The sequence below is a fragment of the Allobosea sp. FBZP-16 genome (assembly GCF_002831785.1).
Classification (GTDB): domain Bacteria; phylum Pseudomonadota; class Alphaproteobacteria; order Rhizobiales; family Beijerinckiaceae; genus Allobosea; species Allobosea lupini.
On record NZ_LNCQ01000056.1, the window covers coordinates 381 to 15,893 of the forward strand.

16 protein-coding genes and 1 tRNA gene are annotated in these 15,513 nt (G+C 66.7%); 7 read left to right on the top strand and 10 right to left on the bottom strand.

Features of this window, described 5'->3' with window-relative positions:
• Both CXY91_RS27640 and CXY91_RS27645 read right to left on the bottom strand, forming a co-directional pair.
• Positions 1–729: transglutaminase-like cysteine peptidase (locus tag CXY91_RS27640; RefSeq protein WP_248307664.1), on the bottom strand; the 729-nt coding region annotated here is incomplete at its 3' end.
• A 102-nt stretch (positions 730–831) separates the two neighbouring features.
• Positions 832–1,311 carry an MgtC/SapB family protein gene (locus CXY91_RS27645; protein WP_100965181.1) on the bottom strand — a complete coding sequence of 160 codons (480 nt, stop codon included), beginning with the start codon at positions 1,309–1,311 and terminating at the stop codon, positions 832–834.
• 112 nt (positions 1,312–1,423) lie between these two features.
• Here CXY91_RS27645 and CXY91_RS27650 point away from each other — a divergent pair, with 112 nt between their 5' ends.
• From CXY91_RS27650 to CXY91_RS27660, 4 genes are all read left to right on the top strand, one after another.
• Entirely contained in the window at positions 1,424–1,705 is a 282-nt protein-coding gene (locus CXY91_RS27650; protein ID WP_100965183.1) for a hypothetical protein, read from the top strand.
• 252 nt (positions 1,706–1,957) lie between these two features.
• Positions 1,958–3,673, top strand: a complete 1,716-nt coding sequence (locus CXY91_RS27655) for a caspase family protein (RefSeq protein WP_100965185.1) — start codon at positions 1,958–1,960, stop codon at positions 3,671–3,673.
• Between the two features lie 209 nt (positions 3,674–3,882).
• Positions 3,883–4,641: a HipA family kinase gene (locus CXY91_RS30415; RefSeq protein ID WP_158673614.1), complete on the top strand. Its 759-nt coding sequence runs from the start codon at positions 3,883–3,885 to the stop codon at positions 4,639–4,641.
• Positions 4,625–5,503: a DUF3037 domain-containing protein gene (locus tag CXY91_RS27660; RefSeq protein WP_100965187.1), complete on the top strand. Its 879-nt coding sequence runs from the start codon at positions 4,625–4,627 to the stop codon at positions 5,501–5,503. The genes CXY91_RS30415 and CXY91_RS27660 overlap by 17 nt, the downstream gene beginning before the upstream one ends.
• A gap of 282 nt (positions 5,504–5,785) precedes the next feature.
• Here CXY91_RS27660 and CXY91_RS27665 read toward each other — a convergent pair.
• The 5 genes from CXY91_RS27665 to CXY91_RS27685 form a co-directional block, all read right to left on the bottom strand.
• Positions 5,786–5,861, bottom strand: a tRNA-Phe gene (locus CXY91_RS27665).
• 501 nt (positions 5,862–6,362) lie between these two features.
• Positions 6,363–6,572 (bottom strand): DNA gyrase inhibitor YacG, encoded by a 210-nt coding sequence (yacG, locus tag CXY91_RS27670; protein ID WP_100965189.1) that lies wholly within the window; start codon positions 6,570–6,572, stop codon positions 6,363–6,365.
• Positions 6,562–7,386: an SDR family NAD(P)-dependent oxidoreductase gene (locus tag CXY91_RS27675; protein ID WP_091830667.1), complete on the bottom strand. Its 825-nt coding sequence runs from the start codon at positions 7,384–7,386 to the stop codon at positions 6,562–6,564. The genes yacG and CXY91_RS27675 overlap by 11 nt, the downstream gene beginning before the upstream one ends.
• Positions 7,387–7,495: 109 nt before the next feature.
• The gene (locus CXY91_RS27680; RefSeq protein WP_100965191.1) at positions 7,496–8,923 is read right to left on the bottom strand and encodes an L-lactate permease; all 1,428 of its coding nucleotides are present in this window, start codon (positions 8,921–8,923) and stop codon (positions 7,496–7,498) included.
• A gap of 21 nt (positions 8,924–8,944) precedes the next feature.
• Complete coding sequence (locus CXY91_RS27685) at positions 8,945–9,595, bottom strand: Maf-like protein (protein WP_091830671.1); 651 nt, start codon at positions 9,593–9,595, stop codon at positions 8,945–8,947.
• A gap of 297 nt (positions 9,596–9,892) precedes the next feature.
• On the opposite strand from CXY91_RS27685, the gene CXY91_RS27690 reads away from it, so the two are divergent.
• The gene (locus CXY91_RS27690; protein ID WP_143079655.1) at positions 9,893–10,270 is read left to right on the top strand and encodes a hypothetical protein; all 378 of its coding nucleotides are present in this window, start codon (positions 9,893–9,895) and stop codon (positions 10,268–10,270) included.
• On the opposite strand, the gene CXY91_RS27695 is transcribed toward CXY91_RS27690, so the two are convergent.
• From CXY91_RS27695 to CXY91_RS27705, 3 genes are all read right to left on the bottom strand, one after another.
• Complete coding sequence (locus tag CXY91_RS27695; RefSeq protein ID WP_100965193.1) at positions 10,267–11,124, bottom strand: CDP-alcohol phosphatidyltransferase family protein; 858 nt, start codon at positions 11,122–11,124, stop codon at positions 10,267–10,269. The two genes, CXY91_RS27690 and CXY91_RS27695, sit on opposite strands and share 4 nt — an antisense overlap.
• A 205-nt stretch (positions 11,125–11,329) precedes the next feature.
• Complete coding sequence (locus tag CXY91_RS27700) at positions 11,330–12,070, bottom strand: phosphatidylserine decarboxylase (RefSeq protein ID WP_091830678.1); 741 nt, start codon at positions 12,068–12,070, stop codon at positions 11,330–11,332.
• A gap of 104 nt (positions 12,071–12,174) precedes the next feature.
• Complete coding sequence (locus CXY91_RS27705) at positions 12,175–13,830, bottom strand: FAD-binding dehydrogenase (RefSeq protein ID WP_100965195.1); 1,656 nt, start codon at positions 13,828–13,830, stop codon at positions 12,175–12,177.
• 148 nt (positions 13,831–13,978) lie between these two features.
• Here CXY91_RS27705 and CXY91_RS27710 point away from each other — a divergent pair, with 148 nt between their 5' ends.
• Positions 13,979–14,980: an SDR family oxidoreductase gene (locus tag CXY91_RS27710; RefSeq protein WP_100965197.1), complete on the top strand. Its 1,002-nt coding sequence runs from the start codon at positions 13,979–13,981 to the stop codon at positions 14,978–14,980.
• Between the two features lie 113 nt (positions 14,981–15,093).
• Entirely contained in the window at positions 15,094–15,486 is a 393-nt protein-coding gene (locus CXY91_RS27715) for a hypothetical protein (protein ID WP_143079656.1), read from the top strand.
• Positions 15,487–15,513: the final 27 nt, after the last annotated feature.

Here is a 15,513-nt window from a genome sequence, read left to right on the forward strand (position 1 = left end):
ATTGGACTGCGACATGCGGGTGAAGAACAGATATCCGGTTTGCGTCCAGGGCAGCAGGCGGGAGGTCTTGTTGTCGAGAACGAGATCCCCCTCGGAGGTTATCGCCATCAGCACCGCGTGTCCCTCGCCAGCGGGCGTGCCGACGACCGCGATCAGCAGGGCCGATGACGGCCAGCCTCGCTCGATCAGGTGCTTGCGCTTCAACAGCGCGAAATCCTCGCAATCGCCCTGCCCGTCGGCCGGGATGCTCCAGACATCCTCACGGCCATGATGCTCCCGGTCGGAGATTTCCCATATCGCGGCGTTCACCCGCGCATTGACCTCCTGCAGGTCGCGCTGGCGCTCCGGCGTCAGCACAACCTGCCGCGTCAGAACGCCGGATCGGCGGCATTCCACCGGGTTCCTGGCGCAGAAATCGAGGAATGCCGGCGGCGGCGACGCCGGCCCGCGGGTCCGCGCCGCGAGCTGATCGGCCCTGGCAGCGCTCGGCACGCTTCCGGCGAGCAGAGCGACAACGCCCGCCCATGCCGTGATGAAGGCAGGCATCGTCATGGTCGAAACCACATCATGGTCCGCCTTGCTAAGGGGAGAGCGCGGGATCGGCAGTCGGAAGGATGGGCGCCTTTGCTTAAGAAAGAAGGCGATTCTGTGATCAGAAATGACGGGAGATTCGGACGACCGAAGCAAGGCTGAAGGCGCCCCGTCGACAGCATCCGCGACGCGCGCCATTGCGCGCGAAGTGAGTATTTTTCCTTAAAATATTGATTTTACTTAAAAAATTCTCCAATTTGACAGCAAGCCAAAGCGGTCGGCTGGGCGGTTTCAGCCCGATCACGCAACTCCGTCGCCACTGCCCTGCACGCGATCTGGCCGGCCGGCCCGGCGCTCGATCGAATGATCCACGATCAGCAGCCCCAGCGCGAGCACGGTCGCCGACAGCACGATGGCATGATCGCCGAGCCCGGCAGCGCAGCCGAGCGCCGCGGTAACCCAGATCGCCGCCGCCGTCGTCAGGCCCTGCGGCGCGGAGTGGCCCTTGCGCAGTACGATCACGCCGGCGCCGAGGAAGCCGATGCCGGTGAGGATCCCCTGCACCACGCGGCTGGCGGCGTCGATCTGCTGCGGTTCGCTGAAAATGGTCGCGGCAGCAGCCGTGCCGAGGCCGACGAGCCCGAAGGTGCGAATGCCGGCGGCGCCCTGCCTGCCGGTCCGCTCCCAGCCGACGACGATCCCGGCCGCCATCCCGGCTAGCAGGCGCAGCAGGAGGTCGACCTCGGCCCAGATGTCGAAACTCAGCTCATCGAGGCTCATGGTTCCCCTCCGCGTGACGATTGCCCGTGCGGCCTGAACGCGCGAGAGAGCAAGCTGTTGCCACGCGTAGCTCCTGCCGCCAAGACCACCGCATCCAAGCAAGGTTCGATAGATGCCCTATACCGACCCGCTCGAGCCGATGCTCCAACGCGAGGAGGAGCTGCGCCATCAGATCGCGAGACGCCTCGCCGAGGAGGCAGGCGCCATACCGCTCGTTTTGTCGGTCGACCACCTCGCCGCCGCCGACGAGGCGATCGCCGCCTGGGCCAAGCAAGGCGAGGAAGAGCAGGACCAGCGGGCGTTCCGGCCGATCGGCCCGCTGCAGGAGCTGCTGGCCGAGCACCGCGACATGATCGAGCGTATCGCCGAGCTGCAGGACAGGCGCCTCTCCTGACAGCCTGGAGCAACTCCGCAGGTCTTCGAGTCACGGACTTGTTCCAAGCCTTTGTTTCATCGCATTTTCTTCGCGCGATCCGGTGACCACCCCGCTCGCGAATGCTCTACCGCTTCGCTTCCTCGCAATTCTGAACGCAAGACCGCTCCACACTTCAGCTGGAGTTGCTCTAGGAGGCCCGGGACATCGCGTGTTGCGGCCCGCCTGCCGAAATGCGACTCTGGCGGAAAGGTTGCGAGCTGGGGTCGCGCCATGCGGTTCGGCAATGGGCTGACGGGACTGTGGCGCCGCCGGGAGGCCGCTCACCGGCTGTCTCTGTGCGTCTTCGGATTGCTTCTCACGGCCTCCGCCGCCGTCGCGCAGCAAGAGCGCCGCGTTGCTCTGATCGTCGGCGTCGGCGCCTATCGCAACGTGCCCCCGCTCCCCAACCCGCCGAACGATGCGCGGGACCTCGGCGCGGTGCTCGACCGCCTCGGCTTCGAGACGGAAACGCTGGTCGACCCTGATCGGCTAGCACTGGAAGCAGGGGTCAGGCGCCTCGGCCAGCGCGCCCGCGGCGCCGATGCGGCGTTCTTCTTCTTCGCCGGCCACGGGCTCGAGGCGTCCGGGCGCAACTGGCTCCTGCCCGCGCCGGCGGAGATCCGCAGCGACCGCGATTTGCGTTTCGAGGCGCTCGATGTCGACAGCGTGCTCGAACAGCTCGACGGCGCGGCGCGGCTTTCGATCCTCGTTCTCGATGCCTGCCGCGACAATCCCTTCCGCAAGCGCCTGCAGGCCTCGGGACGCGGCGCGCCGGCTGCATCCGGGCTCGGCCAGGCGAGCGCAACGGTCGGGACGCTGCTCGCTTTCGCCACCGCGCCCGGCACGGTGGCCGATGACGGTCGCGGCCGGAACAGCCCCTTCACCACCGCCCTGCTGAAGCGCATCGAGACGCCGGGGCTGGAGATTCGCCAGCTCATGGCCGAGGTCAGGCGCGAGGTCCGCGAGGCGACGCAGGGGCGCCAGGTACCGTGGGAGAACTCGGCGCTGGAGGGCAGCTTCTATTTCCGCGCCGCAGCCGCCTCTGCGCCGGCTCCGGCGGCAGCCCGTTCCGCTGCCGCTCAGGCCCCAGGCACAGCAGTGCCCGGCGCCGAGACGGTGTTCTGGGAAAGCGTGCGCAGCAGCCGCAACCCGGCCGATCTGCGCGCCTATCTGGCGCGCTTCCCGGGCGGCGTCTTCGCTTCGCTGGCGCGCAACCGGCTGGAGGAGATGGAGCGCAATCGCTCGCCCGACCTGCGCCGCCCCGACGCAAGCAGCGCGACAGCGCTCGATCCGGCAACGCCCGAGGGGCGCGAGGCGCTCCTGCTCAGCGTCCTGAGCCTCGACCGCACGGTTCCCCGCGGGCGCCTCGAAGCGCAGGTGCGCGCCTTGCAGGCCTACCAGGAGAGCAAGCAGCACCGCGCCATCGCCATCTCGCCGAAGCAGCAGCGGAGCTTTCGCGTCGCCGAGAGCCCCTCAGCCGCTGCGGCCGAGGAACTGGCCCTGGAACGCTGCCAGCTTCGCAACGAAGAGCCCTGCGTCCTCTTCGCCGTGAACGAGGCGTTCCGCACGCCGCAACAGGGCGGGGAGTGGCCGCGCCGGGACATGGAGCGGCTGCGCCACGAGGGCCCCTATCGCCCCGACAAGGTGCCGGCGATCACGGCGGAACGGCGCAAGGAAGCCGACATCGCCGGCTATGGCCGGGCGCGCGAACCGAAGGCGATGGCGATCCACCCGCTCGGCCGCATCTTCGTCAGGACCGGGGCGGCCAGCGCCTTCGCGGCCGAGACCGAGGCCCTGAAGGTCTGCAACGACGATCCGGCCCGCGACGGAGCGACCGGCTCCTGCCTCCTCTACGCTGCCGGCAACACGGTTGTGCTGCCCGGCCACCACACCGCGCCGCTCGCAGCCGATCCCGCGGGGGCGGCCAGGCCGGCGAGTGGGCGGTGAGGGTTGATGCGGGCACTGTTGTACAGCGGCGGAGAAGCGCGGGCTGCAATCATCGCCCCTCAGCTGATCATTTAGTAAATGCCGACACGGGCTTACCTGAGCAGAGTCTCCCACGGGAGAAAAGATGCCTGTGATTCGCAACCGGAAGTGGTTGACGCTACGGCCGACGCGTCCCAGCGTGGGGAGGTGTGGCAATCGGATTTGGCCGGGTGCAGTACGTGTTGTTTCCGCTGAGAGCAGTGGTCGAGTTCCCAAAGAGCAAGCCGACCGCTGATGCTCTTGGCGAGGTCGAGGCCGACGATGGGCACCGATACTACATCAAGGGTGATGCTCATGGGGCACCGGTCAAAGCCTCCGAATGGATATGCACCAATCTCGCCGAAGCGGTCGGGATCAGCGCTCCGTCGCCGGCTCTCGTCGAACTCTCGACCGGGGAGGTCGTATTTGGATCTCGGCGGGTCGGAGGCGTTGCTGCTGACGTACTAACGCAAGGCTACCTGCTACGGAATCCAGCTCCAAATATCGGGGCACCGCCAACGGTGGGTCTCCAGCGCGTACTTTCGGCGATCTACATTTTTGACCTTTTTCTGTTCAATGATGACCGCCACCTCGGAAACTATCTTAGCTACGACGACAACGGCACTCAGCGCCTTTATGCGTTCGATTTCAGTCGTTGCCTGTTCTGGTCGTGGCCGTGGTCGGGCTTCCCGCCCATAGGTTGCAACACTCGCATTTGGGGTCGAGTTTTGCAGCACATCCATGGTTTTGACGGGACAGTTGCCCGAACCACGCTCGATCGTCTTGAGGCGTTGTCTGACGACACGATTGAGGGCATCTTTAACCGGATGCCCGCAAATTGGTTGGACCCCGACCGTCGTAGTCAGTTTCAGAGTTTTTGGTCTGGCGGCATGAGGACCACTCGAGTGAATGAGCTCCGAAGAGGGTTGAGCGATGGCTCGCTCCTATAATTTCGCGGTTATCCGCCTTGCCCCCAACGACACGCGCGACGAACGCGTGAATGTCGGCATTGCCATTGTCACTGACGATGGCCTCGACGTGCGCGTATCCCGCAAGATGGACAAGGTGCGCGCGATCTCCAATGCCATCGACGCTGGAGCACTGCGCGATTTGGTGCTGTCGATGCGAGAGGTCGACGCCCAACTGCAGCTTGCGGGGCTGAAATCGCCCAACGAACGCCTGGAACACCTCAACCGCATCGGCCCTTTGATGCTTTCGACGTCGGGAGCGTTCATGGCTGAGACAATGGAGGCCTACGAGCGGCGCATCGAGAGCATCATGACCGCGATGGTTGAGCCCGAAAAAGCCCCAACTCGTGTACGAGAGAAGCGGACTCGTTTGCTGACGCAGATGAAGAAGGTCTTCAGGCAGGAACGCATTCTAGCTCAACGCGGCGAAGGCCTCGGTTCGCATAGAATTGTCCCAGGGGTCGAAATGGAGGAGGGGCTCGTCGCTGATCTCGTGCTGAAAAACGGCAAATTCCATGTCGTCGAAACGGTTGATGCCTCAGCTGAAGCTGAAACACCCCGGAAGGCACTGAGCGATATCGGCATTTCCGCACTCGTGCTTGAGCGCGCACGGATGAAGTTCGGAAGTAACATCTCGACGCGACTGGTATATGTCGCGTCGCCAAGCGTGGAACGCATCGCGATACCGTGTCTGGAGGCGGCGAGCCATCAAGGCGCAGAGCTCGTCAACTGGGCGAGCCAGAGCGACCGTCGAAAGTTTGTTGCCGACTTTGCTTCGATGGCAGATCCGATACCGAAGAAAAATTCGGGGCGGCAACAACCGGTGCAGATTCGCTTTCAATGAGATGTGGCGCACCGTTCGCGTGCCAGAGCTTCGATCCGTTCGCGTTATCCCGAGTTCCAACCCTCACCGCCCAATAGCTTCACGTCTTGTCGAAGGGCTTGGCGTTTCTGATGGCGATGGCGGTCAGGGCCATCTGTAGGCCTTGCTCACGAGTCAACAGGAGGAGCAACAATTTTTGCGACTGCCAACGGTCGCTCGCGAACGTCAGCGAACGCGAAACACAAAAACCCGACCGCAGTTGCCGGTTATCAAACGTCGCAAACGTTTGCGAATGTAAGAAAATGGTGCCCAGGGCTGGAATCGAACCAGCGACACTGCGATTTTCAGTCGCATGCTCTACCAACTGAGCTACCTGGGCGTCCCGCGAAGCGCGCCGCGCTTCGGTTGGTGGAGGCGATATAGAGGCATGGGCATGGGCTGTCCAGCCGACAAACGATCCTGCCGGTGGGAAAATTTCGACCCGTCCGGCAAGGGGATCGAAAATCGGGGCTGAGACGGCCTCTTTATACTGCGCCCGGCCTGAACGCGGCCTCGCGCCAGGCTGGCCGCGAACGCGGCAACGCAGATGCTGACAAGCCCTGGAACCAAAGCGCGGTAGTCGGGTTGATGCGGCGGCGCCAGCGATGGCGCCGTGCCTACCGCCGATCTTGAGCACGCCGCGGATGTACCGGCAGTTCGATCGCGCGGGAGGCGGAATTCAGGGCGATGAGCCCACCGAAAAGTCCTGACCCGTCGCGCGGCCGGTCAGCGAATGGCCCGGCGTCCTCCCGACAGGGAAACGCCGGGCCTTTCCATTAGACATCTTTGCTTTGTCGCATTTTCTTCCCGCGAACCGGTGTCGACTTCGCTCGAAGATGCTCTAGTTGTCCTCGCCCTGCCGCGTCGGCGCTTCCTCGGTCTCCTCCAGCGGCTCGCCTGGGATCACGTAGTTGCCCTTGAGCCAGCGGCCGAGGTCGATATCGGCGCAGCGGGACGAGCAGAACGGCTTGAAGCGCTGCACGGCCGGCTTGCCGCAGATCGGGCAAGGCCGCGCGGGCGGGGCGGGATTTTCCGGTTGTTCAGGCGCCATATTGCAGGGTCACTCCGCCATCGACTGGAAGCTCGATGCCGGTGACATAGCGCGCTTCGTCGCTGGCGAGGAAGAGCGCCGCCCAGGCGACGTCCCAGGCCTCGCCCATATGGCCCATCGGAACCTGCGAGTCTCGCTTGGCCCACATCGCTGCGACGTCGCCCTTGCCATAGGTCTGGGCGAGCCCGGCCGAATGCTCGACCATCGGCGTCTTCATCAGCCCGGGCAGCACGGCGTTCACGCGGATCTTCTGCGGAGCGTACTGGGCCGCCGTGGTGCGGGTGAGCTGGTTCATCGCCGCCTTGCTGGCGCCATAGCTGGCATAGGGCACGCCGGTGTGGCGGATCGAGGCGATCGAGGAGATGTTGATGATCGAGCCGCCCTGCCCGCCCTCGGCGAACTGGCGCTGCATCACCGGGATCACATGCTTCATCGCCAGAAAGCAGCCGGTCAGGTTGACCTTGAAGACGCGCTCCCACGTCTCCAGCGGCAGGTCGACGACGCTGCCGACCTCGGCGATGCCGACATTGTTGTCGAGCACGTCGATGCGGCCGTAACGGCCCAAAGTCGCCTCGACCAGCGCACGCAGATCGTCCTCGCTGGTGACATCGGTGCGGATCGCGAAGGCCTCGCCGCCTTCGCTGGCGATGATGTTGGCGGTCTCCTGCGCAGCCTCGAGGTTGCGGTCGGCGCAGACGACCCTGGCGCCCTCGCGGGCGAACACCGTCGCCGTCGCCTTGCCATTGCCCCAGCCCGGGCCGATCGAGCCCGCGCCGGCGACGATCGCGACCTTGCCTTCGAGACGTTTCGTCATAGCGATGTTCCCTGCCCTGCACGCTTGCTTGCCGTTGGCGCCACCATCGGCACTCGCCGCGGCCGGAGCAAGCGCATGGCATGCAAGCCGGCATGCACGTGGACAGCGCTCAGGCGAGTTGCGCGGCCGCGAGCGCGATGGCGGTGGTGAGGCCGACGACCAGCACGAACCAGGGCCAGAGCGCGCGCATTGCCTGCCCGGTCTCAGGCGTCGTCGCCTTGATCAGGACCTGGCCCATGGTGACGCGGACCGGGCTGACTGCCGTGAGCAGGCTGCCGGCGACGACCGCGGCGGCGATCACGGCCAGCCTCGCTTCACCGGCCGGGACGAGCGCGGTCGCGAGCGGCATCGAGACCGCGCCGGCGCCGGTGTTCGAGCCGGTGAGATAGCCGCCGAGCGCCCCCGCGACCGGCACGATGCCGGCCGACCAGGAACCGAGCACGCTGCTGACGGCGAGCCCGATGCCGCCGGCAAGGCCGGAGCCGACCATGATCCAGGCCATGCCGACGAGCAGGAAGGTCAGCAGCGCCGCCCGCCCCGAACGCCGCAGCGTCAGCTTCATCAGGGTGGTCGCCTGCTTCGCCCCGCCCCGGCGCAGGGCGACCACGAGCGCGATGACGAGCAGCGGCAGCGCCGGCGAGAGCAGCGGCGCGAAGGTCGAGGCGTCGGCGAACGGCTTGAAGGACGGATGCTCGAGCCGGTCATGGACCGCCGGCACCAGCCGCATCAGCGCCAGCGCGACGACAAGGGCGATATAGGGCGACAAGCGCGCCAGCAGTGCCCGATCGAGCCCCGCCCAGCCCTTCACGCGCAGGACACGCAGCAGCATCACCGGCGCCAGCGCCGCGATGGCAGCGAGTTCCAGCGGCAAAGTGAGATTCGCGGTGACGAGCAGGGCCATCAGCAACGCGATCAGGCCGGCCCATTCGAGGCGGTCGGAGAGCGCGGGCGGCAGCCTGGCCTGCCGCGACAGGCGCCAGAACAGCGGCAGCAGCACCGCCCCGAGCAGCGCCGTCGCCAGCGCGATCCGCCAGATCAATGCCGCGAGCGGGACTCCGGCGATATCGGCGCTGATCCTGGTGCCGATGCCGAGCGCACCCCAGGGCACCAGGATCTGGCTGAAGGTGGCGAGCGCCAGTGCCGGCGCCTTGTCGACGCCGAGGCGCCGGGCGCCGGAAACGGCGACGACATAGCCGACGCCGAAGCCGGTCGCGGTCTCCAGGAACGGCCCGCGCAGCAGGCAGGCCTCGGCCAGCGCGCCATGTTCGGGCAGGGCCGGGTCGGCGTTATCGCTTGCCTTCTCCAGGCTGAGGGAAAAGGCGAGCCCCGCGATGATGACCAGTGTCGCCGGCAGGCCGATCCAGGCTCCGGCGGCGAAATGCCCGATGATCGAAGCGGCGTCGGGCTGGCTGGGGCCAGCGATGTAGGCGACGAGCGCGGCGCAGAGCGTGCCGGCCAGCCCGGCGGTCAGCGCCGAACGCCCGGACAGGATCAATCCGAGGAAGAGGATAAGCGGCGAGAGCCAGACCAGAGCCATGATCGTCTGGCCTACGCCCGCTCAGCCGACATTCAGCCAGCCGAGCCGGATCGGGAAGCCCTCGCCGCCGAGCAGGTTGACCGTTTCGTAGAGCGGCAGGCCGACGACGCCGGTATAGGAGCCGACGAGCTTGACGACGAAGGAGCCGGCGATGCCCTGGATGGCATAGGCGCCGGCCTTGCCGCGCCATTCGCCCGAGGCGAGGTAGTTCTCGATATCCTCGTTCGAGAGTCGCTTGAAGCGCAGCCGCGTCTCGACAATGCGCTCGCGGATCGTGCCCGCCGGCGTCGCCAGCGCGACACCGGTATAGACCCGGTGCGCCCGACCGGAGAGCAGGCGCAGGCACGCGGCGGCCTCGTCGACGATCTCGGCCTTGGGCAGGATACGCCGGCCGACAGCGACCACGGTGTCGGCGGCGAGGATGTAGGCACTTTCGAGATCGGGCCGCCCTTTCAGCCCGGCAAGCCCGGCCTCGGCCTTGGCGCGGGCGAGCCGGCGGGCGAGATCGCGCGGGCGCTCGCCCTTGAGCGGGCTCTCGTCGAGATCGGAGGGCAACAGCGCGTCGGGCTTGAGGCCTGCCTGTTCGAGCAGGGCAAGGCGCCGCGGCGAGGCCGAGGCCAGGACCAGCTTCGGGCGCCAGCCCGGCGGCTTCTGGGAGCTGAAGAGATTCAAGTGTCGGCTCGCTGCGCGTCCGGGACGATTTCCCGCAAGGCTTTAGAGCCAGTTGCGGAATATCCCAAGCCCTCTATGTCCAGGCCCTCTCCGCGGAAGCCCGGCCAACCGGTTGTCCTGCCGCTCGCGCGTGGGGTGGCTGCATCTCCTGTGCAATGCGCAGAATTTGAGCGTCGCCATGCATGGTTCCGGATTGCACTAACCCGTTTAGCTTGCCACATCAGACAAGCGGGCGTGGCGGCGACCCGCAAGGCTCGGCCTACACGGCCCCCTTCTCGTCACCGGAGAGCTTTCGCCATGGCGTCACGAACTGGATCTGCCTCGACCGTCGCGCTGGCGGCGGACGCGCAAAGCGTCCTTGCCCAGATGGTCGCGATGCAGGTCGATGCCGGGCTCACCATCGCCATGCGGATGCCGATCCTGGCCAAGGGCGCCCTCGGCGATGCCAGGGGCCAGCGCGAGGCCAGCAAGGCCGTGGTCGAGAAGGCCGCGGCCCTGGCCGAGAGCAGCTTCGCCATCGGCCATGCCGCGACCCTGTTCTGGTGGAGCATGGCGCTCAACCCGCTGACCCCGAACGGGCTCGGCGAAGCGACGGCCAAGGCCGTCCACAGCACGCTGGAGCCGTTCTCGCGGCGCACCCGCGCCAATGCCAGCCGGCTGTCGAAGCGTCGTTAAGCCTTGGGTTCTGAGCCCGTCTCAAGCACCGGCTCGGCGACCGTCGGCAGCGCTGCCGTGGCGTCGTACTCGCGCTCCAGCTTGCGATAGCGTGCCACGCTGACTGGGATCAGCGCGAGGTAGGCCGCAACGACCAGCGCCAGCATCTCGAACGGATAAGCGAAGAGCAGGCCGGCGATGACGACGACGGCAACGAAGATCGGCAGCACCTGATCGCGCGGAACGCGGGTGCCGAGCGTCTTGCCGGCATAGCAAGGGATGCGCGAGATCGTCAGGAAGGCGATGAACAGGATGTAGAGGCCGACGAAGGGAGCGCCATACTCCCTCACCGGCATGCCGACGAACTCCAGGTAGAACGGCAGCATGGCGGTGATCGCGCCGGCCGGGGCCGGCATGCCGACGAAGAAGTTCTTCTGCCATTCCGGCCGGCTGGGATCGTCGATCATCACGTTGAAGCGCGCCAGCCTGAGCGCCATGGCACAGGCCAGCGTCAGCACGATGATCCAGCCGAAGGAGCGCAGATCGTGCAGGACGAAGGTCCAGAGCACGAAGCCGGTGGCGACGCCGAAGCAGACGAAGTCCGAGAGCGAATCGAGCTCGGCACCGAAGCGCGACGTCCCCTTGAGCAGGCGTGCCAGGCGCCCGTCGATGCCATCGAGCAGGGCCGCGACGAGGATGCAGATCGTCGCCGATTCGAACTTGCCGTCGACGGCGAGACGCATTGCGGTCAGGCCCAGGCAAAGGGCGATCAGCGTCACGACATTGGGCGCGATCAGCCGGAACGGGATCGCCTTGAAGCGGGTCCGCTTCGATTCGACGCGCTCGGGTTCGAAAGGCGGAAAGAGGTCGCTCATATCAGCGGGAATACGCGGTTTTAAGGTGAGAGGGAATGGGCAGGCGCGGGTTTCCCTCTCCCGTGTGGGAGAGGGGTACTGGTGAGGGACCACCGCTGACTGTCAGGGTGAGGCGGCTGCCGCCGCAATTTCTACGGCTGGGGCAGGCCCTCATCCCTACCCTTCTCCCACACGAGAGAGGGCTTCCCGCGCCCTTCCTCGAAACTCAAATCCCCCGGAACGCCCGGCCGATGTCGTTGCCCGAGAAATCCGCCAGCACGGTCTCGCCGGCGATCGCGGTCTGGCCCTCGCCGACCAGCGGGACGACGCCCTGCGGCAGGTAGACGTCGACGCGCGAGCCGAAGCGGATCAGGCCGAAGCGCTCGCCCTGGCCGAGCGGATCGCCCTCCTTGACGAAGGGCACGATGCGGCGGGCGATCAAGCCGGCGATCTGGACGACCGCGATGGTGCCGGCCGGCGTCTCGATCGCCAGCGCGTTGCGCTCATTGTCCTCGCTCGCCTTGTCGAGCTCGGCATTGAGGAAGAGGCCTGGCGTATAGGCCATCTTGGTGAGGCGGCCGGCGACCGGGCTGCGGTTCACATGGCAGTCGAAGACGTTCATGAACACCGAAATGCGCGTCATCGGCTCGGCCGGCAGCTCAAGCTCCGGCGGCGGCACGGCGGTGGCGATCTGGCTGATGCGGCCGTCGGCGGGCGAAATCACCAGCCCCTCGCGCTGCGGCACGATGCGCACGGGGTCGCGGAAGAAATAGCAGATCCACAGCGTGATCAGCGTGCCGATCCAGCCGAAGGGCCCCCAGAGCTGGCCGAGCACGAGCGTCGCCACCACGCCGATGGCGATGAAGACATAGCCTTCCTTGTGGATCGGCACGATCGTCCGGCGGACGGAGTCGACGAGAGACATGGGCGTAAAGTCCTGTTGCTCTTGTTGGCGCGGCGCGCGCATCTGGCAGGGCCTTCGCGGCGGGGTTGAGACCGCAAGGCGGGCAAGCTGTTTAGGCTTTTGCGGGCTTTTGCGAAAGAGGCGCGAGGATGGCGCGACAATCGATCCTAGCCAACCGCCTTCGCCGCCGCCCTTCCCGCGACTCGTCCCGAGAAGATGCAGCCGCCGAGGAAGGTGCCCTCCAGCGCGCGATAGCCGTGCAGGCCGCCGCCGCCGAAGCCGGCGGCTTCGCCGATCGCATAGAGTCCCGGCACCGGCTCGCCACGCTGCCCCAGCACGCGCGCCGAGAGATCGGTCATCAGCCCGCCCAGCGATTTGCGCGTCAGGATGTTGAGGCGGACCGCGACAAGCGGGCCGTGGGCGGGGTCGAGGATGCGATGCGGTTTGGCCGTGCGGATCAGGCGGTCGCCGAGATAGGCGCGCGCGCCGCGCAGCGCCGTGACCTGCAGGTCCTTGCCATAGGGGTTCTGCGCATCGCGGTCGCGCGCCTCGATCTGTGCCCGCAGATGCGCCTCGTCGATCAGCCCGGCGCCACCGAGATCGTTCATCCTGGAGACCAGGCGCGAGAAGTCGGCCTCGACGATGAAGTCCTCGCCCTTGTCGAGGAAGGCCTGGACCGGCGCCGGCATGCCGGCCCGCGCACGTTGGATAACCTGGCGCCAGCTCTTGCCAGTGAGGTCCGGGTTCTGCTCGGAGCCCGAGAGCGCGAACTCCTTGGCGACGATGCTGCGGCTGGTGACGAACCAGGAATGGTCGAAGCCGGTCCTGCGCAGGTATTCCAGCGTGCCGAGCGTGTCGAAGCCCGGGAAAAGCGGCACCGGCAGGCGGTTGCCCCGGGCATCGAACCAGAGCGAGGACGGGCCGGGCAGGATACGGATCGCATGCGCCGGCCAGATTGGCGCCCAGTTGCCGATCCCCTCGACATAGTGCCACATCCGGTCGCCATTGATCAGCCGCCCGCCCGCCGCCTCAGCGATCCCGAGCATCTTGCCGTCGACATGGGCCGGCACGCCGGAGAGCATGTGTTTTGGCGGCTCGCCAAGGCGCTGCGGCCAGTTGCGGCGGACGAGATCGTGATTGCCGCCGATGCCGCCGGAGGCGACGATCACGGCCTGCGCCTTGATCGCGAAAGTGCCGGTCACCGTCCGGGAGCTCGCCTGCCCGCGTTCGACCGCGCTCTCCTCCAGCACCTCGCCCTCGACGCCGTCGATGGCGCCGCCGCTGTGCGTCAGGCCGGTGACGCGGTGGCGGAAGCAAGGCTTGATCAGCCCGTTCTTCTCAGCATCCGCGACGCGGCGCAGGAAGGGCTCGAGCACGCCCGGGCCCGTACCCCAGGTGACGTGGAAGCGCGGCACGGAGTTGCCATGGCCGGTGGCGAGATAGCCGCCGCGCTCGGCCCAGCCGACGACCGGGAACCAGCGCATGCCCTGCCGGTGCAGCCAGCCGCGCTTCTCGCCGGCGGCGAAATCGAGATAGGCCTCGGCCCATTGCTTCGGCCAATGGTCCTCGTCACGATCGAAGCCGGCCGAGCCGAACCAGTCCTGACGGGCGAGGTAGAGCGAATCCCTGATCCGCAGGCGCCGCTGCTCGGGCGAATCGATCAGGAAGAGCCCGCCGAAGGACCAGTGCGCCTGGCCGCCGAGCGAGGCCCGCGGCTCCTGCTCGACGATGACGACCCTGCGGCCGGCATCGGCCAGTTCGGCGGCCGCGACGAGGCCGGCAAGGCCGGCCCCGACGATGACCACATCCGCCTCGAGCGCCATGCCCCCTCCCTGCCGCCGGTTTCCCGTTACTGTCGAGCTTGCCCAGAAGTCGCTTGGCCGCAAGGGCGTTGGATGCGGCGGCGCGCGGAACAGAGCCAGCAGCGACACGTTGCCCAAAGCAACAGGGAAAGCACGCAAGGAGGCTCGGATGGCCAAGACCGCCGCGAAGCGCAAAGACGACAAGGCGCCCAAATCGGTGAAAACCGCCGCCAAGCAGCAGCGACGAATCCAGAAGGACATCGCCCGCGCCGACGCCCGGCCATCGAAGCAGAAGGATGGCGCGGTGCAAACCGGCGCCAGAGTCTACCCCGCGCCACCGTTCAAGCCCCAGCACCAGGCCAAGCCCGGCTCGGAGTCGGCGCTCGATCCGGCACCGATGTACGATGCGCCCTTCTACAAGGGCTCTGGAAAGCTCGACGGCAAGGTCGCGCTGATCAGCGGCGGCGATTCCGGCATCGGCCGGGCGGTGGCGGTGCTGTTCGCCCGCGAGGGCGCCGATGTCGCGATCCTGCATCTTGGCGAGAACGCCGATGCGAGAGAAACGCTCGCCGCGATCGAGAAGGAAGGCCGCAAGGGCATCGCCATCTCCGGCGACATCCGCGATTCAGCCTTCTGCCGCGATGCCGTGGCGAAGACGGTGAAGGCGCTCGGCGGGCTCGACATCCTCGTCAACAACGCTGCTTTCCAAGTGCACTCCCCCCGCTTCGAGGACTTAAGCGAAGAGCATTTCGACACGACGATCCGCACGAATCTGCACGGCTATTTCCATCTGACGCAGGCGGCATTGCCGCATCTCGGCAAGGGCTGCGCCATCGTCAACACCGGCTCGGTCGTCGGGCTGGAGGGGAGCAAGGAACTGATCGACTACGCCACGACCAAAGGTGGCATTCATGCCTTCACCCGGTCGCTGGCGGCGCATCTGCTGCCGCGCGGGATCAGGGTCAACGCCGTCGCGCCCGGCCCGGTATGGACGCCGCTCAACCCGTCGGATCCGCCGGCCGAGGCCGTGGCGGAATTCGGTTCGAAAGTGCCGATGAAGCGGCCGGCCCAGCCCGAGGAGATCGCCCCGGCCTATGTCTTCCTCGCCTCACCGCACTGCTCGAGCTACATCACCGGCGAAATCCTGCCGATCATCGGCGGGCATGGCTAGTTTAGCGGGCGGATTAAATATTTGCCTCAGAAACGTCACGAAAGATCTTGGAACGTCTGACAGGCACAGCGGTTTCTATATCAGTACACATCATCGACCCGTGGAGGATGAGTATGAAACCTCTGAAGACTGGATTGGTGGCTGGCGCGTTGGCGCTGTCGTCTGTCGCGGCGATGGCGCAAGGTGTCGACCTGAGGCCGGAGAACAGCGTTCCGAAATATGAGCGCGGGCCGACAAGCTATGACAATGCACCCCATCGCGGCGGCACGTACAAGCCGGACGATTATCGCCAAGGCTATGACAGGGGCAGCTATGGCAGCGCGCGCTACGAGATGATCTCGCAACGCGAGGCGATCAGGATCGCGCGCCGCAACGGCGTTTCCGAGATCGACCAGGCCCGCTGGAGCGGCAATGTCTGGGTCATCGACGGCTCCGACAGGCGCGGCGAAGAGTTGCGAGTCGAAATCAACGCGCGCGGCGAGATCGTCGACGTCGACCGCAACTGAGGCGGCATCAGAAGACCAGCATGGTGA

Bases quoted from the DNA above. Each gene is read 5' to 3' on its own strand.
- CXY91_RS27645 (WP_100965181.1), bottom strand. From the start codon at position 1,311: ATGAGCCTCGATGAGCTGAGTTTCGACATCTGGGCCGAGGTCGACCTC.
- CXY91_RS27650 (WP_100965183.1), top strand. From the start codon at position 1,424: ATGCCCTATACCGACCCGCTCGAGCCGATGCTCCAACGCGAGGAGGAG.
- CXY91_RS27655 (WP_100965185.1), top strand. From the start codon at position 1,958: ATGCGGTTCGGCAATGGGCTGACGGGACTGTGGCGCCGCCGGGAGGCC.
- CXY91_RS27660 (WP_100965187.1), top strand. From the start codon at position 4,625: ATGGCTCGCTCCTATAATTTCGCGGTTATCCGCCTTGCCCCCAACGAC.
- yacG (WP_100965189.1), bottom strand. From the start codon at position 6,572: ATGGCGCCTGAACAACCGGAAAATCCCGCCCCGCCCGCGCGGCCTTGC.
- CXY91_RS27675 (WP_091830667.1), bottom strand. From the start codon at position 7,386: ATGACGAAACGTCTCGAAGGCAAGGTCGCGATCGTCGCCGGCGCGGGC.
- CXY91_RS27680 (WP_100965191.1), bottom strand. From the start codon at position 8,923: ATGGCTCTGGTCTGGCTCTCGCCGCTTATCCTCTTCCTCGGATTGATC.
- CXY91_RS27690 (WP_143079655.1), top strand. From the start codon at position 9,893: ATGGCGTCACGAACTGGATCTGCCTCGACCGTCGCGCTGGCGGCGGAC.
- CXY91_RS27695 (WP_100965193.1), bottom strand. From the start codon at position 11,124: ATGAGCGACCTCTTTCCGCCTTTCGAACCCGAGCGCGTCGAATCGAAG.
- CXY91_RS27700 (WP_091830678.1), bottom strand. From the start codon at position 12,070: ATGCGCGCGCCGCGCCAACAAGAGCAACAGGACTTTACGCCCATGTCT.
- CXY91_RS27705 (WP_100965195.1), bottom strand. From the start codon at position 13,830: ATGGCGCTCGAGGCGGATGTGGTCATCGTCGGGGCCGGCCTTGCCGGC.
- CXY91_RS27710 (WP_100965197.1), top strand. From the start codon at position 13,979: ATGGCCAAGACCGCCGCGAAGCGCAAAGACGACAAGGCGCCCAAATCG.
- CXY91_RS27715 (WP_143079656.1), top strand. From the start codon at position 15,094: ATGAAACCTCTGAAGACTGGATTGGTGGCTGGCGCGTTGGCGCTGTCG.